Source organism: Aeromonas sp. 6P (genome assembly GCF_051919525.1).
Lineage (GTDB): Bacteria > Pseudomonadota > Gammaproteobacteria > Enterobacterales > Aeromonadaceae > Aeromonas > Aeromonas veronii.
Genome location: NZ_JBQBEO010000002.1, coordinates 783,609 through 804,232, shown reverse-complemented (window position 1 = coordinate 804,232; position 20,624 = coordinate 783,609). Strand labels below are relative to the sequence as shown.

The window sequence follows — 20,624 nt, the reverse complement described above, 5'->3', positions numbered from 1 at the left end:
CAAGACCTCTTGAAGTTAATGAGTGCGGGCCTGGAGCTGGTCATCCAGCTCGCGCAGACGGTCGACCGTGCCGATATCGCGCCACTCGCCAGCGAGCAGGCTGCCGCCCACCCGCCCTTGCGCCATCCAGTCACGGAGCAGGGGTGCCAGTTTGCGGGCGCCGCCCGCGAGACCGGCAAAGGCCGCCGGATCATATAGTCCGACCCCGCTGAAGGTAAACGCTGGCGTATCCACGACTCGCCCTTCTTGCAGGGCAAAGTCCCCGTTCGGGTGCTGAGGCGGATTGGGCGCCAGCCAAAGGTGGGCCAAATCATCGCCAAGGGGCTGGCTGACCAGAGTGTGATAATCAAGATCGAGCCAGGTATCGCCGTTGATCACCAAAAAGGGGTCAGAGCCCAGCAACGGCAGCGCCTGCACAATGCCGCCCGCGGTCTCCAGTGCGCTCTCCTCGGCTGACCAGTGGATGGTCACGCCAAGCGCACGGCCATCACCAAGGCTCTCAACCAGCTTGTGGCCAAGCCAGGCGTGGTTGATGACCAACTCGGTCACGCCAGCGGCTTTGAGTTTTTCGATGTGATGAACGATGAGCGGCTTGCCCCCCACCGCCAGCAGCGGCTTGGGCAGCAGGTCGGTCAGCGGGCGCATCCGCTCGCCACGGCCAGCGGCCAGGATCATCGCCTTCATGATTTAACTCCAGCATTGGCGATCCCCGGCAACACCACCTGCTCCAGCCACTGACCAAAACGGGCCAATACCGGATAGGCGCTACCGTGAGTGCGACAGACATCCACCACGTAGCCAAGGGTACGGGGAATATCCTTGAGATAGCAGGACTTGCCGTCGCGATGATAGAGCCGGGTGAAGATTCCGGCCGCTTTGAGGTGTCGCTGCATGCCGGTCAGGTCGGCATCACGACGGAAACTGGCATAATCTAGCTCGCCAAGCAGACCCGCCTGTTGCAGGGTGGCAAAGCCGTGACGCATCCCTTCATCGATCACCTCGTCCGGCCAGCGCACGTAGCAATCTTTCAGCAGGGAAACCAAGTCATAGGTAAGCGGCCCGATGACCATATCCTGAAAATCGATGATGGCGAGTTCGCTGCTATCAGGAGTGTCTCCACCGCACACCATCAGGTTGCGACTGTGGAAGTCACGGTGCATCACCCCTTGCGGCTGAGACAGATTACAGGCAGTGAGACAGGCAAAAGTCTCATCGAGCAACTGCTGCTCTTCGTCGCTCAGGGTCAGTTGCAGATGATGGCCAAGCAGCCACTCGGGGAAAATGCTGTTCTCCCGCGCCATAAAGGCGGCATCGAAGGGCTCAAGCGCCAGTTCAACCGCCCCCAGGCGGGGCAGCAAATCAATCGCCTTGCCATACCAGGCCAGCACGTTGTGCTCGTTCAGGCAGCTGATCAGCTGGGTATCGCCCAGATCACTGACCGCCAGCAGCCCCTGTTCGTAGTCCACCGCCTTCACCTCTGGCGCCAACAGCTGACGCGCCTGCAAGGCCGCCGCGTTACGAACAAATTCATGATTTTTTTCGGTTTTCGGATTGGCATCCACCCACACCAGACCACCACCACGAGAGTAGCGGCGGAAGCTGGCATCACCGGAAATGAGGGTCAACTGAAGATTGGCATCACCGGAAATACGGCGTGCCCACTGCAATAGCAGGGAATCGCGATCGTGCATAAGTAGAGGACCAAGGTGGAAAGCAGCACTTGGCTGTTAGCCCTGGCCGCAATAATGCTTTATCATTGCCGGCTAACATAAAGCAATGACATGCAATGTCAACTCGATGAAACCTGTCGTAAAATGCATGCCTTGGATCAACCGTATCTATCACGGATTGCACGAGTCTTTCACATGACAAAATGGACACTGGGGTACCGCTATCCCATCGCCCTGACTATCAGCCTGGCCCCCGCACTCACCCCTATGATGGTGCAGGCGGCTCCGTTCGAAGCGCCGCCAGCCACCGGCATTCTCGATAGTCTCTGCTATGACTATGTTCCCAAGATAGAGAAGCCTGCATCGGATCAGGATGCCAACGCACAGCCGGTCGAGGTTGATGCTGACCGTCTCGAGGCCAAACAGGGCGGCACCGCCGTCTATGAAGGTGACGTCAAGGTTCGTCAGGGTGTTCGCAAGTTTGACTCCGACTATGCCCAGCTCGACCAGAAGAGCCGGGATGTCATCGCCATCGGCAACATCTATTACAACGACGGTCAGGTAACCGTCACCAGCGACAAGACACTCAAATCCAACCTGGATACCAAGAACTCCGAGCTGGAAGAGGGCAAGTATCAGGTGCATGGCTCACCGGTGCGCGGCTTTGCCAAGCGCGTGGTGATGACCAACAACAACCAGAACATCACCATGGAGGGGGCCCAGTACACCACCTGCCCCCCCGGTCAGGAAGTGTGGACCCTCAAGGCAGGCAGCATCGACATCGACCAGAAAGAGGTGTTCGGCGAAGCCTGGAACGCCAGCCTCTGGCTCTATGACTACCCGGTGTTCTACTTCCCCTATATCAACTTCCCCATCAAGGATGAGCGGAAGACCGGTCTGCTCTACCCGGGCTACAAGCAGAGCTCCAGCAACGGCATGGATATCACCCAGCCCTTCTACTGGAACATAGCTCCCAACTACGATGCCACCATCACCTCCCGTTTTATGGATAAACGCGGCCTGATGGAACAGGTGGAGTTCCGCTACATGCCGGACCCCGCCCACACCGGCACCCTCTATTTTGAAAATCTGGCGGATGACAAGCAGTACAGCCCGAGCAATCCGAGTCTGGCTGGCCTGTCCGATGGACATCGCTACCTGATGAACGTCCGTCACGGCTCCGCCCTGATGGATGGCAGCCTGCGTTTTGGTATCGACTACACCCAGGTGCGCGACAAGGATTACAACTACTTCAACGACTTCAGCCCGCAAGTGGGCACTCAGGTCGACAGCCAGTTGCAGCAATCCTTTACCGCCGGCTATTACCAGCCTAACTGGAACCTCACCTCCGAGGTGCGCCGCTACCAGATCCTGAGCCCATATGCGCTGCTGCCCCACGAGATGCTGCCGCGTATCGACTACAACTACTATCAGCAAGGCAAGTGGTTCGATCTGGCCTGGAACAGTGAACTGACCAAGTTTGGCTATGACAGTGGCAGTGCCGCCACTCTGCAAGCAGGTGAGCGCTATACCGCTACCCGCCTGCATCTGGCGCCAACCCTGACCGTGCCCCTGGTGGATGCACCGGGTTACTACCTGACCAGTCAGTACAAACTGATGTTTACCTCCTACAACCAGGAGGTACCCGATAATCTGGTTAGCCAGGACCGCAGCCGCTTCACCGATGCAGACAGCAAACAGCTGACCCTGAAAGAGGGCACCATTACCCGTACTCTGCCCTCCTTCCGCCTCAAGGGGGGCGTCAACTTCGATCGGCCGCTCGACTGGTATGATGGCAAGGGCACCCAGACCCTGGAGCCTGAGTTTCAGTATCTCTATATCCCTTATAAAAACCAGGACGAGATCGGGATCTACGACTCCACCACCACCCGTCAGGATTACTACAGCCTGTTCAGTGACCGCCGCTTTGCCGGTCTCGACCGCATCAGCGATGCCAACCGGGTCACCGTTGGCCTGACCAGCCGGGTCTATGACAATGTGGGTGATGAACGGTTGCGTCTGGCGGTGGCCCAGGCCTTCGAAATGACACCACCCAAGGTGCGCCTCTACCCTTCAAATCCGGAAAGCACCAACGCCCGCTCCCTGCTCTCGTTCGAGGGGGATGCCCGGATCACCGATGAGTGGTTTGCCCACGCGGGGACCCAGTACGATACCTCCGAGGGTGAATTTACGGCTGGCAACGGTGCAGTCGAGTACCGGGCCGGCAAGCTGACCACTCAGGTCAACTACCGCTACATCAAGGATGGCAACCTGGACTATCGCTATCCGACCAACACGGCGCTGGCAGAAGATCTGAGCCAGGCGGGTCTGGTGATGATGGCGCCGATCGCCGATCAGTGGCAGATGTATGGCGGTTACTACCGTGACATCAAGCAGGATGTGAACATTGACCGCAAGATCGGTGTCAAATACGACTCCTGCTGCTGGAGCATCAACATGAGCCTGGAGTGGCACAATCAGCCGGACAACGTCACCCTGAAGCCCACTTCGGAAAAAGTCATTGGTCTGCAGTTTGAAATGAAGGGACTTGGCAGCGTGGGTACCGGTGGCCGCAGCGTCACCCTGGATACCGAGCTGTTGCCCTATGTTCGCCCGTTTAATCTGAAAGGCCAGCAATGATGCTGGCCCAGCCTTGAGAGATGGATATGAAAAAGACCCTGATTGCCCTGCTGACCGCGGGAATGTTCGGTGCCATGAGCCAGGCCGCACTGGCTGCGCCCGAGCTGATGGACAAGGTGCTGGCCGTGGTCAACAAGGACGTGGTGCTGTCCAGCCAACAGGACGCACTGGTCAACAAGGTAAAACTCTCCGCCCAGGAGAGCGGCCAGTCCCTGCCTGACGATGCCACCCTGCGCAAACAGGCGCTGGACCGCCTGATCCAGGAGAGCCTGCAACTGCAACTGGCGGATCGCCAGGGGTTGAAGATCAGTGATACCCAGCTGGAACAGGCTATTCAGGGCATCGCTGCCGACAACAAGATGACCCTGGATCAGCTGCGGGCCCAGCTCGCCCGTGAAGGGATGACCTATGCCCAATATCGGGAAGAGGTTCGCCGCGAGATCCTGATGAACGAGGTACGCCGTAATCAGGTACGTCGTCGCATCAACATCTCCGATCAGGAGGTGAAGCAGGTGGTCGAGATCCTGAAAAAACAGGGTCAGCAACAGAACGAGTACCACGTCGGTCATATCCAGATTGCGCTGCCGGACAACCCCACCGCCGCCCAGCTGGATGCCGCCAAGAGCAAGATCGAACGCATTCTGACTGCCCTCAAGCAGGGAGCCGACTTCCGCAAGTTGGCTATTGCCGAGAGTAACGGTCCCAAGGCGCTGGAGGGGGGGACTGGGGTTGGATGAGCCCGCAAGAGATGCCGACCCTGATGGCAGAAGCGGTACAGGGCGCCAAGAAGGGCGACATCGTCGGCCCGCTGCGCTCCGGCGCCGGCCTGCACATCGTCAAGGTGTTTGACACCAAGGGGCAGCAGCAGGTGATGCAGACCGAGGTGAAGGCTCGCCACATCCTGATCAAGCCCTCCATCATCCTGAGCGAAGAGAAAGCCAAGGGGATGCTGGACGGCATTCTGCACGATATCAAGAGCGGCAAGGCCAGCTTCGCCAGCATGGCGGAGAAGTACTCCGAAGATCCGGGCTCTGCGGTGCAGGGTGGCGAACTGGGCTGGTCTGATCCCAACGTCTATGTGCCCGAGTTCCGCGACATGGTCAACCGCCTGCAACCGGGCCAGCTCAGTGCCCCGTTCCGTACCAGCCATGGCTGGCACATCGTGCAGGTGGAAGATCGCCGCAGCCAGGACGCCACCGACAAGGCCCAGGAGCAGCGCGCCTACCAGCTCATTTACAACCGTCGTTTCGTGGAAGAGTCCCAAGCATGGCTGGACGAGCTGCGTGACGAGGCCTACATCCGCATCGAAGGCGCCGGTAGCTGATGAACTGCCGTCGTCTTGCCGTCACCCCGGGCGAACCGGCCGGGATTGGGCCTGATCTGGTTCTGCAGATTGCCCAGCAGGATTGGCCGCACCAGTTGGTGGTGATCGCCGATCCAGCTTTGCTGCGCGAGCGGGCGGCCCTGCTGGGGCTGCCCATCGAGCTTGAGCCCTATGATGCCAGTCAACCGGCACAACCGCAGCGCGCCGGCACCCTGACGGTATGTTCTGTCTCTCTCGGTACCTCTGTGGTAGCGGGCGAGCTGAACGAAGGCAACGGCGCCTATGTGCTGGCGACCCTGCAGCGCGCCTGCGATGGCAACATGAGCGGCGAATTTGCCGCCGTGGTGACAGGGCCGGTACACAAGGGGATCATCAATCAGGCCGGTGTCTCGTTTAGCGGCCATACCGAGTTCTTCGCCCAGCAGTCGGGCACCGCCGATGTGGTGATGATGCTGGCAACCGAGGGACTGCGAGTTGCGCTGGCGACCACCCATATCCCCCTTGCCTATGTGGCGATGGCGATCACGGAAGATCGCCTCGGCAAGGTGATCCGCATCCTCAATGCGGATCTCGCCACCAAGTTTGGCATCGCCAAACCCCGAATTTACGTCTGCGGCCTCAATCCCCATGCAGGGGAAGGCGGCCACCTCGGACGTGAAGAGATTGACGTGATCGAACCTACTCTGGCCAGTTTGCGCCAGGAGGGGATCGATCTGGTCGGCCCGTTGCCGGCCGACACCCTGTTCCAGGAGAAATACCTCAAGGATGCGGATGCGGTACTCGCCATGTACCACGACCAGGGACTGCCCGTGCTCAAATACAAAGGCTTTGGCAGTTCGGTCAATATCACTCTGGGGCTTCCCTTCATCCGCACTTCGGTGGATCACGGCACCGCACTGGATCTGGCAGGCAAGGGCCTGGCGGATCCGGGCAGCCTTGTCACCGCGATTAACCACGCCATCAAGATGGTAGAGAAAAAAAGATATGAGCAGTAAGGTGCACATGGGCCACACGGCCCGTAAACGTTTCGGTCAGAACTTCTTGCACGACCGCTACGTGATCGACCAGATCGTGGCCGCCATCAATCCGCAACCGGGCCAAAACCTGGTGGAGATCGGCCCGGGTCTGGCCGCGCTGACCGAACCGGTTGCCGCCCAGATGGACAAGATGACCGTGGTCGAGCTGGACCGGGATCTGGCGGCGCGCCTGCGCGAGCACCCGACACTGAAGGAGAAGCTCACCGTCATCGAAGCCGATGCCATGCGCTTCGACTTCAGCACCCTGATGGGTGAAGGCAAGGGGCCGCTACGTATCTTCGGCAACCTGCCCTATAACATCTCCACCCCGCTTATCTTCCACCTGTGCGAGTTCGCCGATCGGGTAGAAGACATGCACTTCATGCTGCAAAAGGAAGTGGTGTTGCGTCTGGCCGCCGGCCCGGGCAGCAAGGCTTACGGCCGTCTTAGCGTGATGACCCAGTACTACTGCCAGGTGGTGCCGGTGCTGGAAGTGGGCCCGGGCGCCTTCAAGCCGGCACCGAAAGTGGACTCTGCCGTGGTGCGTCTGATCCCGCACAAGAACCCGACTATCGTCGCGAAAGATATACGTTGTCTGAATCGCGTCTGCACCGAGGGCTTTGGCCAGCGTCGCAAGACCATCCGCAACAGCTTCTCCAACTTCATCACCGACGCCCAGCTGACCGAGCTTGGCATCGATGGCAACCTGCGCCCGGAGAACCTCTCCCTCGAGCAGTTTGTCATGATTGCCAACTGGCTGGCGGATCAGCAACAGGCCTGATCCTGTGGCACCCCCGCACATCGTTGTCCGCCCATACCCCTCGTATGTGGCGGATAGCAAAGACCCCTACCAGTTTCACTATCTGATCGAGATTGAGAATCTGGGGCCCGGCCCGGTGCAACTGCTGCACCGGCGCTGGCTCATCACCGATGCCAATGGCAAGATGCTGGAGGTGGCAGGTCCGGGCGTGGTCGGGGAGCAACCCGTCATTGCCGAAGGTGAGACCTACAGCTACCAGAGCGGCGTGCCGCTGGCGACCCCGCTTGGGGTGATGGAAGGGAGCTATACCCTGCAAGATGGCTCTGGCCAGCAGTTTGAGGCGCCCATCGCCCCCTTCACGCTGGCCATCCCCAATATTATCAACTGAGGTTTCATGACGAACTGTTTTGTCGGTGACATCCAGGGCTGTTACGACGACTTGCGCCGTCTGCTGGATCTTGCCGCGTTCGATCCCGATCAAGACGTGCTCTGGCTCTGTGGCGACCTGGTCGCCCGCGGCCCGGACTCCCTCAATACCCTGCGTTTTGTCAAAGGGTTGGGCAACCGTGCCGTCACCGTGCTCGGCAACCACGATCTGCACCTGTTGGCGGTCGCCAATGGCGTGGCACCGCTCAAGAAGAAAGACAAGCTGCAAAGCCTGATCGATGCCCCGGATCGGGACGAACTGCTGGAGTGGCTGCGCCACCGCCCGCTGCTGGCCGAGCACCCCGACCTGCCCATCATGATGGTGCATGCCGGTATCTCCCCGGCGTGGGATGCCCGCACCGCCCGCAACTGCGCCCGCGAGGTAGAGAGCCTGCTGCGCGGTGACCAGTACAGCTGGCTGCTGCACCACATGTACGGCGACCAGCCCGATGGCTGGAAAGATGATCTGGTCGGGATCGACCGCTACCGCTACATCATCAACACCTTCACCCGGATGCGCTTCTGCTACTTCGATGGCCGGCTCGACTTCAAATGCAAGAAGGGGCCCAAGGAGTCGACCCCGGGCCTGCGCCCCTGGTTCGAGCAGCGCGAGCATCACGTGGACGACCCCATCCTGGTGTTCGGCCACTGGGCAGCGCTGATGGGCAACACCGGCAAGAGCGACATCAAGGCGCTCGATACTGGCTGTGTTTGGGGCAACAGCCTCACCCTGTGGCGCTATGAGGATGATGCCCTCTTTGCCACTCCCTGTCCGGTTCACGCCAGCTAGGGGGGACGCAGCAATCTGGCGGTCGCTGCCGCACGAATGGCCACAACCCGCTCCAATCACAAAGCCCGGCAATCTGCCGGGCTTGCTGTTTTAGGCTTCCTGTTTTCCGGCGAATGAAGTTACAACTTGCGCCCCAGCCGCTTCTCGATCTGGCGCCGCTCCCACTCGGGGCCAAACAGCTTGAAGGGCTGAAACACCCGAACAGCATGGGAGGCAAGTCCCAGCCCCCATCCCAGGGTTGGCCACCAGGCCCAGATGTACTCCGGATTGCTCAGGTAGTTGATGACAAACAGCCCGCAGATCACCACCACGTAGCTGGCGACATGGTGATAGAAGCCCTTGAGCTCCTCCACATAGCGCATTGCCGCCCGTTCCTCTGCCGATACCTGCACCGCATCCTGACCCATAGTGTCACTTCCTCTCATCTCGCGCTCCTGTTGCTCTGATCCATCCAGTTGAGCCACATCGAGTTCAAAGACGGCGGCCAGGGCCTTGAGAGATTCCAGTCCGGGTTGCTGCCCCTGCTCGATCCGCTGGATAGTGCGGACACTCAAACCAGTCAACGTTGCCAACTGATCCTGAGACCAACCCCGTTGCAATCTCAACTTCCTGACGATCATCTCGAACTCCTTGTGGTAATTGACAGGGCCAGCATAGGGCTTGCGCCACGAAAGGTGACACGACAGATGGCCGACATACATCTGACAGTCCTTTAAAATCAGATGGTTAAGATTTTGATCTTGTCAGTCAGCCGCTCGTTCCCCCAGATATTGCACAAACCGTAACAGATAACCATCGGGATCCTGCAGCAAAAATTCGCGCTGCCCGGCCAGCATCTCGCCCACTGGATACCAGACCTCAGTGGGCTGCCGGAAAAGTGCAATCCCGGCAGCCTGCAAGCGGTCGAGTAGCGGCTGGATCTCGGTCAGCTCCATCTGCAGATTGATTCCCCGACCGAACGGTGGCTCCAACGCCCCGACCTGCCAACCCGCTAGATGAACCTGTTCCAGCATCAGCTGTACCTGTTGCTGCTCCAGATAAGCAAAAGGAGGGTCATCGCGCCGATAGCGAACTGAGAAGCCCAGCAAGCCGGTGTAGAACGCCAGAGAGCGAGCCAGATCGGTGACAGACAGCTCCGGTACCATGGGATTCCAATACGGCCTATCCACCGCGACAGCAGGGTTCGTCATGGCTTACAGGCTCTGCATCAGCTCGGCGGCAATTTCAAAGGAGCGCAGTCGGGCCTGATGATCGACGATGGGGCCATTGAACATCAGCTCATCGGCACGGGTTTCCGCCAGCAGCGCCTTGAGGCCGTGGCGGATCTGCTCCGGCTCGCCCACTAGCGAGCGAGCCAGGGTCTGCTCCATCGCCATCAGCTCCCGGGGTGCCCACTCGTCGCCAAGCTGGACGACCGGCGCGGGCAGCTTGCCCGCATCACCGCGATGGAGGCGCAAGAACTGCTGCTGCACGGTAGTGAACTGGAAGCGGGCCTCCCGCTCACTGTCGGCGGCAATCATGTTGATGCAGACCACCGCATGGGGCTTGGGCCAGCGAGCAGAGGGGCGATACTGGCTACGATAGATCTCCAGCGCCTGCAGCAACATGGCGGGAGCAAAATGGGAGGCAAACCCGAACGGCAAACCCATCGCCGCCGCCAGTTGCGCGCTGTAAAGGCTGGAACCCAGCAGCCAGATGGGCAGATGCAGCCCCTGGCCGGGCACCGCCTGCACCGCGCCGATCTCGTCGCCAAAGTAGCTCATCAGCTCACGCACATCGGCCGGGAAATCATCCACCTCGCCACTGCGCATACGCCGCAGCGCCCGCATGGTGCGCTGATCGGTCCCGGGGGCGCGGCCAAGGCCAAGGTCGATGCGGTCGGGATAGAGAGAAGCCAAGGTGCCAAACTGTTCGGCAATCACCAGCGGCGAGTGGTTCGGCAGCATGATGCCACCCGCGCCGATCCGCAGAGTGGTGGTGGCTTCGGCCAGATGGCCGATCAGCACCGAGGTGGCGGCACTGGCAATGCCCGGCATGTTGTGATGTTCGGCCAGCCAGTAGCGCAGGTAACCCCAACCCTCGGCATGGCGGGCAAGATCCCGTGAACGGCGAAACGACTCGGCAGGCACGGAACCTTCGGCAACAGGCACCAGATCGAGCACGGAATAGGGGATGGCAGACATGGGTCACTCCATTGATTTACAGGCCAGTAACAAGTGGGGCAATGTAGCACGGGATACCTGAATGAATCACTATCTCCTGCCACACTCTGCCTGCCAAGCGGCAGCAATCGAACGGAACAAATCTCAGGCAAGTATTGTTTGAACGCTCATCCTGCTGGCCGCGCAAGCCCGGGGGGGATCATATTTTCTTACATTTGCGGGCTGGCCTGAGCGCCCCCGGCTGGTTATAACGGTGCCCCTATAGCGAAGGGGGAGCAACAGACTCCCCCTCACTCTTTGTCACACCACACTGTTCAGGTTATCTATGTCAAAACATCTCGTTCTGCTGGGCGCACTGACGCTCTCCGGTTGCGCCCTGTTGTCTCCCCCCGCCCCTACCGTCACCCCGGTGCACCTTGCCGATCCCAGCCAGCGCGGCTTCTACATCGAGTGCAGCAGCATGAAAGCCTGCTTCCAGCAGGCCAACCAGACCTGCCCGCAAGGTTACAAGGAGACCGATCGTCGCCAGCAGACGCTCTACAGCACCCAGTATCTGGGGGGAAGCTATGACGACGAAAAGAAGGTCTACAAGGCAGCCAAGCCCTATCGTATCGCCAACACGGTCCACTCCCTGACTATCCAGTGTTCCGTCACTACAGGCTGAGCCAACCGAAGGGGGACTTTCTCCCGTTACTGCGAAAAAGAAAACGGTCAACCGAGGTTGACCGTTTTTCACTGCGCTGCGCCCTTAGAACAGCAGGTGTGCCACCCCGGCAATAACCGGCAAGGTAACCAGAGTGCGCAGCAGGAAGATAACGAACAGTTCCCACAGCTTGACCGGGATCTTGCTGCCCAGCAGCAGGGCGCCCACTTCCGACATATAGATCAGCTGGGTTACCGACATCGCGGCAATCACGAAGCGGGTCATGTCGCTCTCGATGGTCGAGGCCAGCACCGCCGGAATGAACATGTCGGCAAAACCGACCATGATGGTCTTGGAGGCCGCTTCCGCCTCCGGCAGTTGCAGCAGCTCCAGCAAGGGGACGAACGGGGCGCCAAGCCAGTTGAAGATAGGGGTATGTTCGGCCAGCATCAGGGCACAGGTACCGATCGCCATCACAACCGGCAGCACGCCAAACACCATATCCAGTGCATTCTTCACCCCTTCCCGCGCGACTGCGCCGAGATCAGTCATGCTGTCAGCCTTGGTCAGGGCACGCTCGAAACCATAGCTCATTACGCTGTGCTGGTGCGGCACTGCTTCCTGCTTGCGGCACAGGGGAGTGCCATCGGCATAGATGTCCTTCTTCCAACAGAGCGGTGGCAGACGCGGCACCACGATGGCGGCAACCACACCCGCCAGACAGACGGTCAGATAAAAGGGGACAAACATGTGCTCCAGCTTCACCTGGGAGATCACCACCAGACAGAAGGTGATGGAGACCGCAGAGAAAGTGGTGCCAATCACCGCGGCTTCACGCTGGGTATAGAACTTCCCTTCGTACTGCTTGCTGGTCAGCAGGATGCCGACGCTGCCATCGCCGAGCCAAGAGGCAAAGCAGTCCACTGCGGAGCGACCCGGCAACCGGAACACCGGACGCATGATGCGGGTCATCATGGTGCCGACAAATTCCAGCAACCCAAAATCGAGCAGCAACGGCAGCAGCAGGCCGGCAAAAATGAAGACCGAAAACAGCACCGGCAGCAGATCGTTGAGCACCAGTCCACCGGTTGCGCCGGAGTAAAGCACCTCTGGCCCCACCTGGAAGAAGGTCAGCAGCACGAAGATACCGCCCAATACCCGCACGCAGGCCCAGAAAGGGGAGACACTGAACAAACTGTTGAGGAAAGGACGACGCACCAGAATCGCCGGCTTGAACAACCAGGCAATCAGCGTCATCAGCATGGTGGTGGTGATCACCGCACTGACCATGGCGACCAGATAATCGGCCAAAACACGCTGTACCAGCTTGGCCAGCACGGCCACCGGGATGGTGACGTTACCGTCATAGACGACCGGCGTCATGAACAGTAGGATCCCGATGAGTGACGGAACCAGAAACATCAACAAATTACGGCGAGTATTGACCGCAGGTGCTTCGAGACTCTTTTCCAACATGATATGACTGCCCTAATGTTACTTTTCCCTAGCCCGGCCAACCTGCGTATTCATGCATTAATCGGCAAAACGGGCGCAAGAATACTCTAAAAAAATGCACAAACAAGCCCTTAAGGCAGAAATCTGCGCATAAATATTTTCACAGGTAAACCTTCCATTAAAACAATAAGATAGAGCGGCGCATATCGATTCAATCGACATCGCCAGATTATTGTTTCGTTATTGTTAATTTTGGTGGGCAGTATAATCGGTTATCAGTGGCAGGCAATAAGTGACATCACAAATATACCTAATGAGTTGCTGCTCGATAGATATAAAAAAACCGGAGCCTGTTCAGGCTCCGGTTTTCAATGAGAGTGACGGGGATCAGTCACGGACGTAGATGACTTCAACGCCATCATCTTCGTCGTCATCCCAATCGTCATCATCAAGTCCTTCATCGAAGGCAAGAGAGGCAGCCAGTGCTTCCGCTTCAGCCTTGGCCAACTGGTTCTTGTGGTAGTCGTCCCACTTGAACTCCACCTTCTCGATGGCGTCTTTGGCATCTTCCGCCAGCTGACGGGGCATGGTATCCAGCAGATCCAGAATATCGTAGCAGACCTTCTTGGTGCCTTCCTTGCTGATGGCAGTGATGGCATAGACCGGACCTTCGTGGTTCAGGGCCGCCTTGACGCGATCCATCACCTCCTGGGCTTCCTCTTCCAGGATCAGATCCATCTTGTTAAACACCAACCAGCGCGGCTTGCCAGCCAGTTCCGGGCTGTACTTCTCCAGCTCCTTGACGATGGTCACGGCATTTTCAGCAGGATCGGAGCCATCAACCGGGCAGATATCCACCAGGTGGATCAGCACGCGGCAACGCTCGAGGTGTTTCAGGAAGCGGATACCCAAACCTGCACCTTCGGCAGCGCCTTCGATCAGACCCGGGATATCGGCGATCACGAAGGAGCGGGAGTTTTCACCACGCACCACACCCAGGTTCGGTACCAGGGTAGTGAAGGGGTAATCAGCCACTTTCGGGCGAGCCGCAGAAACGGCGCGAATAAAGGTAGACTTGCCTGCGTTGGGCAGACCCAGCATGCCGACATCGGCCAGCAGCAGCAGCTCCAGCTTCAGGGTACGCACTTCACCCGGAGTACCATTACTCTTCTGGCGGGGAGCACGGTTGACGGAGCTCTTGAAGCGGGTGTTGCCCAGACCATGGAAACCACCTTTGGCAACCAGCAGCTTCTGCTCGTGGTGGGTCAGGTCCCCCAGCAGTTCACCGGTATCTTCATCGGTCGCCCGGGTACCGACAGGCACACGCAGGATCTTGTCCTTGCCGCGGCGACCGGTACAGTTGGCGCTCTGGCCATTCTCACCGCGCTCGGCAGCATGGAAACGCTCGAAACGGTAGTCGATCAGGGTATTGAGGTTCTCGTCGGCGATCAGATATACGTCGCCACCATCACCGCCGTCACCGCCGTCCGGACCACCGTTGGGAATATATTTTTCACGGCGAAAGCTTACACAACCGTTACCACCGTCACCGGCATCGACTCGAATCTGGACTTCATCAACAAACTTCATAGGTAACCGTCACCTTAATTCGAAAAACCGATACGCAATTATAGTGGTACAGACCCCTGCGGGCGATACGCATCTTGCCAATCATGCCCGTCAGAGCCAAAGTCAGCTGCGTTCCGTTTTTTCGTCAACGACATCAGAAAGACGTCAGAAAAACAAAAGCCCCGCCTGTTGGCGGGGCTTCGGATCCTTGCGGTCCGTAATTACTCAGCAACAATGCTAACGTACTTACGATTCAGCGGACCTTTAACTTCGAACAGGATTTTACCAGTCGCGGTAGCGAACAGGGTGTGATCCTTGCCCAGACCAACGTTGGTGCCAGCGTGGAACTTGGTACCACGTTGACGAACGATGATGCTGCCAGCCAGAACTGTTTCGCCGCCGAAACGCTTCACGCCCAGGCGTTTAGCTTCAGAATCGCGACCGTTGCGGGATGAACCGCCAGCTTTTTTGTGTGCCATTTATCGGACTCCTCTAATTAAGCGCTGATGCCAGTGATTTTGACTTCAGTGAACCACTGACGGTGGCCCGCTTGCTTACGATGGTGCTTACGACGACGGAACTTGACGATAGTCACTTTCTCGCCACGGCCGTGAGCCACAACTTCAGCTACAACCTTGCCACCTTCAACGAAAGGAGCACCTACTTTAAAAGTGTCGCCTGCAGCAACCATCAGAACTTCGTTGAAGTCGATGGTAGCGCCAGTCTCAACGTTCAGCTTTTCCAGACGAACGATTTGACCTTCGGCCACACGGTGTTGTTTTCCGCCGCTTTGGAATACCGCGTACATTTGATTAACTCCGTAAAGGCATGTCTTTTGCTCAAGGCTAGACATGCGCAAAAACCTATAACAATGGGCGGGTATTCTACGCAAATCGATCTGCTCAGGCAAGGCCAATTTAGCAAAAAGTTTATTTTGTGCGCATATCTGCCGCCGTGGATAAACGCCTAACTGTAACCCATTGTGAAATCGTGTAGAATCCCTGCCATTACTAAAATCGCAGTTATTGCTGCTGTCACGTTACGAGACTTATGGACCAACAGACTATCCGTGCGCTCTGTGCCGCCGACATGACGGCGGTCAATGAACTGATCCTGGCCCGACTCCAGTCCGACGTTAGTCTGATTAATCAGCTGGGTTTCTACATTGTCAGCGCCGGCGGGAAACGGATGCGCCCCATGCTGACCGTGATGGCTGCGCGTGCGCTGGGCTATGAGGGTGAGGATCACCTGAAACTGGCCGCCATCATCGAATTCATTCACACCTCTACCCTGCTGCATGACGACGTGGTCGACGAATCCGACCTGCGCCGCGGCCGGGAGACCGCCAACGCCATGTTTGGCAATGCCGCCAGCGTGCTGGTCGGTGACTACCTCTATAGCCGCTCCTTCCAGATGATGGCCGAACTCTCCAACCTGCGGGTGATGGAGATCCTCTCGGATGCCACCAACACCATCGCCGAAGGAGAAGTGTTGCAGCTGATGAACTGCAACGACCCGGATACCACCGAAGAGAGCTACATGACGGTCATCTACTGCAAGACCGCCAAGCTGTTCGAGGCCGCCACTCGCCTTGCCGCCGTGCTGACTCATCAGCCCGAGCCCGTCGAACAGGCCATGACCGATTACGGCAAGTATCTGGGCACCGCGTTCCAGATCATCGATGACGTGATGGACTACTGCTCCCAGAGCGAAGAGATGGGCAAGAACGTCGGCGACGATCTGGCCGAAGGCAAACCGACCCTGCCGCTGCTGCGCGCCATGGAAGTGGGTACGCCGGAAGAGCGCCAGCTGGTGCGCGATGCCATCGAGCACCGCAACGGCATGGAGCATCTTGAGCAGATCCTCGGCATTCTCGACCGCACTGGCGCGCTGGAGTACTCCCGCATGCGTGCCAGAAAAGAGGCCGACAAGGCCATTGCCGCCCTCGCCATCCTGCCGGACTCCCCGCACAAACAGGCGCTGGAAACACTGGCCCACATGGCCGTGCAGCGCAGTGCCTGAGTAAACGACATGGATGAAAAAAGAGGCCTTCGGCCTCTTTTTTATTGTCTGCTATCTGCTGGACAGTGCATTGCGCCAGACTCAGCGACTCAGCATCCAGAGGATCACGCTACCCGCAACCACTAACGAGCCGCCGATACGGCGCAACTGCTCCGGTGGCTGATCGCTCAGCAGCCGCAACATCTGCTGCCATGCCCTGGGCATCAACAACGGGCCTAGCCCCTCGAACAACAGCAGCAATCCCAACCCCATCAGCATGGATGTCAGCATCCGACCTCCTTCAATGCAACCAGCCCCCCGGGTCGACGGCTGGCATTGGCACCAAAAACAAAAGGGTCTGACAATGCAGACCCTTTGAATGTGACCTCGTGGCGATTACTGCTTGGTGCCGTGAGGAGACTTGAGGTAACGGAAGAACTCGCTGTCCGGCTTCAACACCATCAGGTCGTTGCCACCGGCAAAGCTCTTGCGATAGGCCTCCATGCTACGCACGAAGCTGAAAAACTCGGGGTCTTTCTTGTAGCTGTCGGCATAGATCTTGGCGGCTTCCGCATCCCCTTCACCGCGCAGTTGGCGAGCGTTACTCTCGGCGTCGGCGATCATGACGGTCACCTTGCGGTCGATATCGGCACGCAGGATTTCAGCCTTCTCGCGACCCTGAGAGCGGTGCTCACGGGCAACTGCGGTACGCTCGGCGCGCATCCGCTGGTAGATGGAGTTGGAGACTTCCACTGGCAGGTTGATCTGCTTGATCCGCACATCCACCACCTTGATACCGAGCTCGGAGGAGCGCGCCATCTTCTTCAGGGCATCTTCCATCACGGTACTGCGCTCACCGGAGACGATGTCCTTGATGGTGCGGTTACCGATCTCGGAACGCAGACCGTTATTGATCTTGCGTTTGAGCAGATCTTCAGCCTGCAGCTTGTTGCCACCACCGGTTGCCAGGTAGTACTTGGAGAAGTCCTCGATCTTCCACTTCACGTAGGAGTCGATGATCAGGTCTTTCTTCTCGGAGGTGACAAAACGGTCGGCCTGGCTGTCAATGGTCTGGATGCGGGCATCCATCTTGCGAACCTGGTCGATGAGCGGCACCTTGAAGTGCAGGCCCGGCTCATAGAGGCGGGGTTCACCGGAGTCAACCCGCTTCACCTTGCCAAACTGCACCACAATCCCCTTCTGACCTTCATCAACGATAAAGACAGAGGAGAAGCAGACCATGGCCGCGACAGCGATTGCACCAATAGCTAGCTTTTTCATCTATCAGTTTCTCCCTGAGCTGAAGCGGTCACCGCTACGCAGCGGCATTGTCGGGGTAGAGTTGGCACCCTCGTTGGAAACGGGGACCTGCTCTGTGACCGGGGCGACAGTGGCACGATCAGACTGGGCAGCCTTCGGCTTGCCGGACAGCTTGTCGAGCGGCAGGTAGATCATGCTGTTGTTGCCAGCCGGCATGTCGACCACCACCTTGTTGGCCTGCTGATAGAGCTCTTCCATGGTTTCCAGATAGATACGCTCACGGGTCAGCTCGGGGGCAGCCAGATACTGGGGCAGCAGCTCGTTGAAGCGAGCAACTTCACCCTGGGCTTTCAACACGATCTGGGATTTGTAAGCTTCCGCTTCCTGCTCCAGACGCTTCACCTGGCCACGGGCCTTGGGCTCCACTTCACGGGCATAGGCTTCTGCTTCACGAATGAAACGCTGTTCATCTTCCTGAGCGGAGATGGCGTCATCAAACGCGTCTTTCACCTCTTCCGGCGGACGCGCCGGCAGGAAGTTGACATCGACGATCTGCAGACCCATCTGGTAGGGCTCGATGATGCCATCGATCACCTGCCAGGTCTCCTGACGCACTTTCTCACGACCGGTTGTCAGCACGTCATCCATCCGGGTATGACCCACCACGTAGCGCAGGGCGCTATCGGTGGCCTGGCCCAGACTCTCGTCGGCATTGGTCACGCTGAACAGATACTGCTCGGGATTGACCACACGGTACTGCACGTCCATCTCGACCCGTACCACGTTCTCATCCTGAGTCAGCATGAAACCGGAGGCAGGCAGGGAGCGCACGGACTCGACGTCCACCGGGATCACCTGATCGATAAAGGTCGGCTTCCAGCGCAGGCCCGGCTCGACAATATGGGAAAACTTGCCAAACCGCAGCACGGCACCACGCTCCGCTTCGCGAATGGTGTAGAAGCCGCTGACGACCCACACCACCACAGCCACAACCAGCGCGATGGAGATACCAAAGCGACCTACATCGCCGCCAGATTTGCCGCCACCAAACAAGCCACCGAAACGGCGACTCACTTTGCGCAGCATTTCATCCAGATCAGGGGGTCCCTGATTCTTGCCGTTATTCCCCCAAGGGTCACGGTCTTTGCCGTTGTTACCAGGCTCATTCCAAGCCATCAGCGTCTCCATTAATACATGCGGATGGATATCATCTCTATCGGGCCATCATACGTTGAGAAGCCCCTAAGGGTTCACCTTCATCGACGAATCAATGCCTGATAAAGCGTTGTAAACTCTCACCTTCCTGTTTCACGAGGCGGTTCCAGTCGGCCACTTGCAAGCGGACTTCCAGCACGAAATCACCCTCCTCGCTAAAACCTTCCTGCTCAATCCCTTTCAGCTGATAGAGCGCACTGCGCAATCTCGCGGCAGAAGGAGGCAACTGCAGGGTGTGATGCACCATGGAGCCAGCCAGCAATTCGGTCAGCGCCGTAAACAGATGCTCACAACCTTCACCAGTCTGGGCCGACAACCAGACGCGCAACGGGCGCCCCTCGTCATCTCGCTCCAGACCTGCCGGACGATCCGCCAGCTTGTCGATCTTGTTGCAGATCATCAGCTGGGGCCTGTCATCGGCTTCGATCTCGGCCAATACCTGCTGCACGGAGTCGATATTCTCCTGCATCTGCTCATCGGCACAGTCCACCACATGCAGCAGCAGATCCGCTTCACGGGTCTCCTGCAGGGTCGCCTTGAAGGCCGCGACCAGATCATGGGGCAAGTGTCGAATAAATCCAACTGTATCCGCCAAAATCACATCACCCACATCCCGGATCACCAGTTTACGCAGGGTGGGATCCAGAGTTGCGAACAATTGGTCGGCAGCATACACGCTGGCAGCTGTAAGTTGGTTGAACAAAGTGGACTTTCCGGCGTTGGTATAACCAACCAGTGACACCGTCGGCACTTCGTTGCGGTTGCGGGCGCGGCGTCCCTGCTCCCGCTGCTTGGCCACCTTGTCGAGCCGACGCAAAATCGCCTTGATGCGTTCCCGCAGCAGACGTCGGTCAGTTTCAAGCTGGGTTTCACCCGGGCCACGCAGACCGATCCCGCCCTTTTGACGCTCAAGGTGGGTCCAGCCTCGCACCAGACGAGTGGAAAGATGGCGCAACTGGGCCAGTTCGACCTGCAGTTTACCTTCGTGGGTTCGGGCGCGCTGGGCAAAGATATCGAGGATCAAGCCGGTTCGATCCACCACCCGGCACTGGAACAAACGCTCCAGGTTGCGCTCCTGGGCAGGGGTCAGGGCATGGTTGAAGATGACGACGTCGGCATCCAGCATCTGGACTTGGGACGCGATCTCTTCAGCCTTGCCACTGCCGACAAAAAATTTGGCACTGGGCGCACTGCGACTGGTGGTAATTACCCCCAGCGCATTGACTCCGGCCGAGCTCACCAACATCTTGAGCTCTTCCAGATCCTCCCGCTCCCCCTCATCACTGAAGTTGACATGCACCAGAACGGCCTGTTCGCCAGCTTCATAACGGTCAAACAAGCGCTTGCTCCTTAACAGGAATCATGATGAATCTGAGTTGGCGAGTCGACTCGCCCAGGGATATCACGCCTCGGCATCACCCTGTTCATCAGCCGCGCCACCCGGAGTGGGCTGGTGATGATTGACGGCACGGGCCGGTACGACAGTCGAGATGGCGTGCTTGTAAACCATCTGGCTCACGGTGTTTTTCAGCAGGATAACAAACTGGTCAAAAGACTCGATCTGACCTTGCAGTTTGATGCCGTTCACCAAATAGATAGAAACAGGAATCCGCTCACGGCGCAGCGCATTCAAAAACGGGTCTTGGAGAGATTGCCCCTTAGCCATTTTTCTTTTCCTTATAGTTTGTTGTTT

General features: G+C 58.3%; 21 protein-coding genes and 1 pseudogene. 8 read left to right on the top strand and 14 right to left on the bottom strand.

Annotated features, from left to right (window positions below):
• Positions 1 to 15: 15 nt before the first annotated feature.
• Positions 16 to 684 (bottom strand): N-acetylmuramate alpha-1-phosphate uridylyltransferase MurU, encoded by a 669-nt coding sequence (gene murU / locus ACTG2J_RS03945; RefSeq protein WP_439997220.1) that lies wholly within the window; start codon positions 682 to 684, stop codon positions 16 to 18.
• Complete coding sequence (locus ACTG2J_RS03940; RefSeq protein ID WP_439997219.1) at positions 681 to 1,691, bottom strand: aminoglycoside phosphotransferase family protein; 1,011 nt, start codon at positions 1,689 to 1,691, stop codon at positions 681 to 683. Before ACTG2J_RS03940 ends, murU begins: the two co-directional genes overlap by 4 nt.
• Positions 1,692 to 1,865: 174 nt before the next feature.
• Here ACTG2J_RS03940 and lptD point away from each other — a divergent pair, with 174 nt between their 5' ends.
• From lptD to ACTG2J_RS03910, 6 genes and pseudogenes are all read left to right on the top strand, one after another.
• Complete coding sequence (lptD, locus tag ACTG2J_RS03935) at positions 1,866 to 4,310, top strand: LPS assembly protein LptD (protein WP_113740481.1); 2,445 nt, start codon at positions 1,866 to 1,868, stop codon at positions 4,308 to 4,310.
• 26 nt (positions 4,311 to 4,336) lie between these two features.
• Positions 4,337 to 5,634, top strand: a pseudogene (gene surA / locus ACTG2J_RS03930) (peptidylprolyl isomerase SurA).
• Positions 5,634 to 6,629 carry a 4-hydroxythreonine-4-phosphate dehydrogenase PdxA gene (gene pdxA / locus ACTG2J_RS03925; protein WP_439997218.1) on the top strand — a complete coding sequence of 332 codons (996 nt, stop codon included), beginning with the start codon at positions 5,634 to 5,636 and terminating at the stop codon, positions 6,627 to 6,629. Before surA ends, pdxA begins: the two are co-directional and overlap by 1 nt.
• Positions 6,619 to 7,431 (top strand): 16S rRNA (adenine(1518)-N(6)/adenine(1519)-N(6))-dimethyltransferase RsmA, encoded by an 813-nt coding sequence (rsmA, locus tag ACTG2J_RS03920; protein WP_439997217.1) that lies wholly within the window; start codon positions 6,619 to 6,621, stop codon positions 7,429 to 7,431. The genes pdxA and rsmA overlap by 11 nt, the downstream gene beginning before the upstream one ends.
• 4 nt (positions 7,432 to 7,435) lie before the next feature.
• Positions 7,436 to 7,798 (top strand): Co2+/Mg2+ efflux protein ApaG, encoded by a 363-nt coding sequence (gene apaG, locus ACTG2J_RS03915; RefSeq protein WP_439997216.1) that lies wholly within the window; start codon positions 7,436 to 7,438, stop codon positions 7,796 to 7,798.
• 6 nt (positions 7,799 to 7,804) lie between these two features.
• A complete protein-coding gene (locus tag ACTG2J_RS03910; RefSeq protein ID WP_439997215.1) occupies positions 7,805 to 8,626 on the top strand; it encodes a symmetrical bis(5'-nucleosyl)-tetraphosphatase in 822 nt (273 codons plus the stop codon).
• Positions 8,627 to 8,745: 119 nt separating this feature from the next.
• Here the strand turns inward: ACTG2J_RS03910 and ACTG2J_RS03905 are convergent, their stop codons facing one another.
• The 3 genes from ACTG2J_RS03905 to ACTG2J_RS03895 all read right to left on the bottom strand — a co-directional run bounded on the left by ACTG2J_RS03905 (position 8,746) and on the right by ACTG2J_RS03895 (position 10,809).
• Positions 8,746 to 9,246 carry a 2TM domain-containing protein gene (locus ACTG2J_RS03905; RefSeq protein WP_021231934.1) on the bottom strand — a complete coding sequence of 167 codons (501 nt, stop codon included), beginning with the start codon at positions 9,244 to 9,246 and terminating at the stop codon, positions 8,746 to 8,748.
• 123 nt (positions 9,247 to 9,369) lie between these two features.
• Positions 9,370 to 9,771 (bottom strand): bleomycin resistance protein, encoded by a 402-nt coding sequence (locus ACTG2J_RS03900; RefSeq protein ID WP_235660909.1) that lies wholly within the window; start codon positions 9,769 to 9,771, stop codon positions 9,370 to 9,372.
• A 48-nt stretch (positions 9,772 to 9,819) separates the two neighbouring features.
• Positions 9,820 to 10,809 carry a luciferase-like monooxygenase gene (locus ACTG2J_RS03895; RefSeq protein ID WP_113740484.1) on the bottom strand — a complete coding sequence of 330 codons (990 nt, stop codon included), beginning with the start codon at positions 10,807 to 10,809 and terminating at the stop codon, positions 9,820 to 9,822.
• 304 nt (positions 10,810 to 11,113) lie between these two features.
• Here ACTG2J_RS03895 and ACTG2J_RS03890 point away from each other — a divergent pair, with 304 nt between their 5' ends.
• Positions 11,114 to 11,452 carry a hypothetical protein gene (locus ACTG2J_RS03890; protein ID WP_113740485.1) on the top strand — a complete coding sequence of 113 codons (339 nt, stop codon included), beginning with the start codon at positions 11,114 to 11,116 and terminating at the stop codon, positions 11,450 to 11,452.
• 84 nt (positions 11,453 to 11,536) lie between these two features.
• Here the strand turns inward: ACTG2J_RS03890 and ACTG2J_RS03885 are convergent, their stop codons facing one another.
• From ACTG2J_RS03885 to rplU, 4 genes are all read right to left on the bottom strand, one after another.
• Positions 11,537 to 12,907 carry a YjiH family protein gene (locus ACTG2J_RS03885; RefSeq protein ID WP_113740486.1) on the bottom strand — a complete coding sequence of 457 codons (1,371 nt, stop codon included), beginning with the start codon at positions 12,905 to 12,907 and terminating at the stop codon, positions 11,537 to 11,539.
• A gap of 366 nt (positions 12,908 to 13,273) precedes the next feature.
• Entirely contained in the window at positions 13,274 to 14,476 is a 1,203-nt protein-coding gene (gene cgtA / locus ACTG2J_RS03880; RefSeq protein WP_005339026.1) for an Obg family GTPase CgtA, read from the bottom strand.
• 200 nt (positions 14,477 to 14,676) lie between these two features.
• Positions 14,677 to 14,934: a 50S ribosomal protein L27 gene (gene rpmA, locus ACTG2J_RS03875; RefSeq protein WP_005339028.1), complete on the bottom strand. Its 258-nt coding sequence runs from the start codon at positions 14,932 to 14,934 to the stop codon at positions 14,677 to 14,679.
• Positions 14,935 to 14,951: 17 nt separating this feature from the next.
• A complete protein-coding gene (rplU, locus tag ACTG2J_RS03870) occupies positions 14,952 to 15,263 on the bottom strand; it encodes a 50S ribosomal protein L21 (RefSeq protein ID WP_005304210.1) in 312 nt (103 codons plus the stop codon).
• 242 nt (positions 15,264 to 15,505) lie between these two features.
• On the opposite strand from rplU, the gene ispB reads away from it, so the two are divergent.
• Positions 15,506 to 16,477 (top strand): octaprenyl diphosphate synthase, encoded by a 972-nt coding sequence (gene ispB, locus ACTG2J_RS03865; protein ID WP_236382867.1) that lies wholly within the window; start codon positions 15,506 to 15,508, stop codon positions 16,475 to 16,477.
• An 81-nt stretch (positions 16,478 to 16,558) separates the two neighbouring features.
• Here ispB and ACTG2J_RS03860 read toward each other — a convergent pair whose 3' ends face one another.
• From ACTG2J_RS03860 to hfq, 5 genes are all read right to left on the bottom strand, one after another.
• Positions 16,559 to 16,747, bottom strand: coding sequence for a DUF2065 domain-containing protein (locus tag ACTG2J_RS03860; RefSeq protein ID WP_005339036.1), 189 nt, complete (start codon positions 16,745 to 16,747; stop codon positions 16,559 to 16,561).
• Positions 16,748 to 16,852: 105 nt separating this feature from the next.
• A complete protein-coding gene (gene hflC / locus ACTG2J_RS03855; protein ID WP_005339038.1) occupies positions 16,853 to 17,737 on the bottom strand; it encodes a protease modulator HflC in 885 nt (294 codons plus the stop codon).
• Positions 17,738 to 17,740: 3 nt separating this feature from the next.
• Positions 17,741 to 18,892 carry an FtsH protease activity modulator HflK gene (gene hflK, locus ACTG2J_RS03850; RefSeq protein WP_005339041.1) on the bottom strand — a complete coding sequence of 384 codons (1,152 nt, stop codon included), beginning with the start codon at positions 18,890 to 18,892 and terminating at the stop codon, positions 17,741 to 17,743.
• 91 nt (positions 18,893 to 18,983) lie between these two features.
• A complete protein-coding gene (hflX, locus tag ACTG2J_RS03845; protein WP_005339043.1) occupies positions 18,984 to 20,270 on the bottom strand; it encodes a ribosome rescue GTPase HflX in 1,287 nt (428 codons plus the stop codon).
• 63 nt (positions 20,271 to 20,333) lie between these two features.
• Positions 20,334 to 20,597 carry an RNA chaperone Hfq gene (gene hfq, locus ACTG2J_RS03840; protein WP_005339045.1) on the bottom strand — a complete coding sequence of 88 codons (264 nt, stop codon included), beginning with the start codon at positions 20,595 to 20,597 and terminating at the stop codon, positions 20,334 to 20,336.
• Positions 20,598 to 20,624: the final 27 nt, after the last annotated feature.

Bases quoted from the DNA above. Each gene is read 5' to 3' on its own strand.
- murU (WP_439997220.1), bottom strand. From the start codon at position 684: ATGAAGGCGATGATCCTGGCCGCTGGCCGTGGCGAGCGGATGCGCCCG.
- ACTG2J_RS03940 (WP_439997219.1), bottom strand. From the start codon at position 1,691: ATGCACGATCGCGATTCCCTGCTATTGCAGTGGGCACGCCGTATTTCC.
- lptD (WP_113740481.1), top strand. From the start codon at position 1,866: ATGACAAAATGGACACTGGGGTACCGCTATCCCATCGCCCTGACTATC.
- pdxA (WP_439997218.1), top strand. From the start codon at position 5,634: ATGAACTGCCGTCGTCTTGCCGTCACCCCGGGCGAACCGGCCGGGATT.
- rsmA (WP_439997217.1), top strand. From the start codon at position 6,619: ATGAGCAGTAAGGTGCACATGGGCCACACGGCCCGTAAACGTTTCGGT.
- ACTG2J_RS03910 (WP_439997215.1), top strand. From the start codon at position 7,805: ATGACGAACTGTTTTGTCGGTGACATCCAGGGCTGTTACGACGACTTG.
- ACTG2J_RS03905 (WP_021231934.1), bottom strand. From the start codon at position 9,246: ATGATCGTCAGGAAGTTGAGATTGCAACGGGGTTGGTCTCAGGATCAG.
- ACTG2J_RS03900 (WP_235660909.1), bottom strand. From the start codon at position 9,771: ATGGTACCGGAGCTGTCTGTCACCGATCTGGCTCGCTCTCTGGCGTTC.
- ACTG2J_RS03895 (WP_113740484.1), bottom strand. From the start codon at position 10,809: ATGTCTGCCATCCCCTATTCCGTGCTCGATCTGGTGCCTGTTGCCGAA.
- ACTG2J_RS03890 (WP_113740485.1), top strand. From the start codon at position 11,114: ATGTCAAAACATCTCGTTCTGCTGGGCGCACTGACGCTCTCCGGTTGC.
- ACTG2J_RS03885 (WP_113740486.1), bottom strand. From the start codon at position 12,907: ATGTTGGAAAAGAGTCTCGAAGCACCTGCGGTCAATACTCGCCGTAAT.
- cgtA (WP_005339026.1), bottom strand. From the start codon at position 14,476: ATGAAGTTTGTTGATGAAGTCCAGATTCGAGTCGATGCCGGTGACGGT.
- rpmA (WP_005339028.1), bottom strand. From the start codon at position 14,934: ATGGCACACAAAAAAGCTGGCGGTTCATCCCGCAACGGTCGCGATTCT.
- rplU (WP_005304210.1), bottom strand. From the start codon at position 15,263: ATGTACGCGGTATTCCAAAGCGGCGGAAAACAACACCGTGTGGCCGAA.
- ispB (WP_236382867.1), top strand. From the start codon at position 15,506: ATGGACCAACAGACTATCCGTGCGCTCTGTGCCGCCGACATGACGGCG.
- ACTG2J_RS03860 (WP_005339036.1), bottom strand. From the start codon at position 16,747: ATGCTGACATCCATGCTGATGGGGTTGGGATTGCTGCTGTTGTTCGAG.
- hflC (WP_005339038.1), bottom strand. From the start codon at position 17,737: ATGAAAAAGCTAGCTATTGGTGCAATCGCTGTCGCGGCCATGGTCTGC.
- hflK (WP_005339041.1), bottom strand. From the start codon at position 18,892: ATGGCTTGGAATGAGCCTGGTAACAACGGCAAAGACCGTGACCCTTGG.
- hfq (WP_005339045.1), bottom strand. From the start codon at position 20,597: ATGGCTAAGGGGCAATCTCTCCAAGACCCGTTTTTGAATGCGCTGCGC.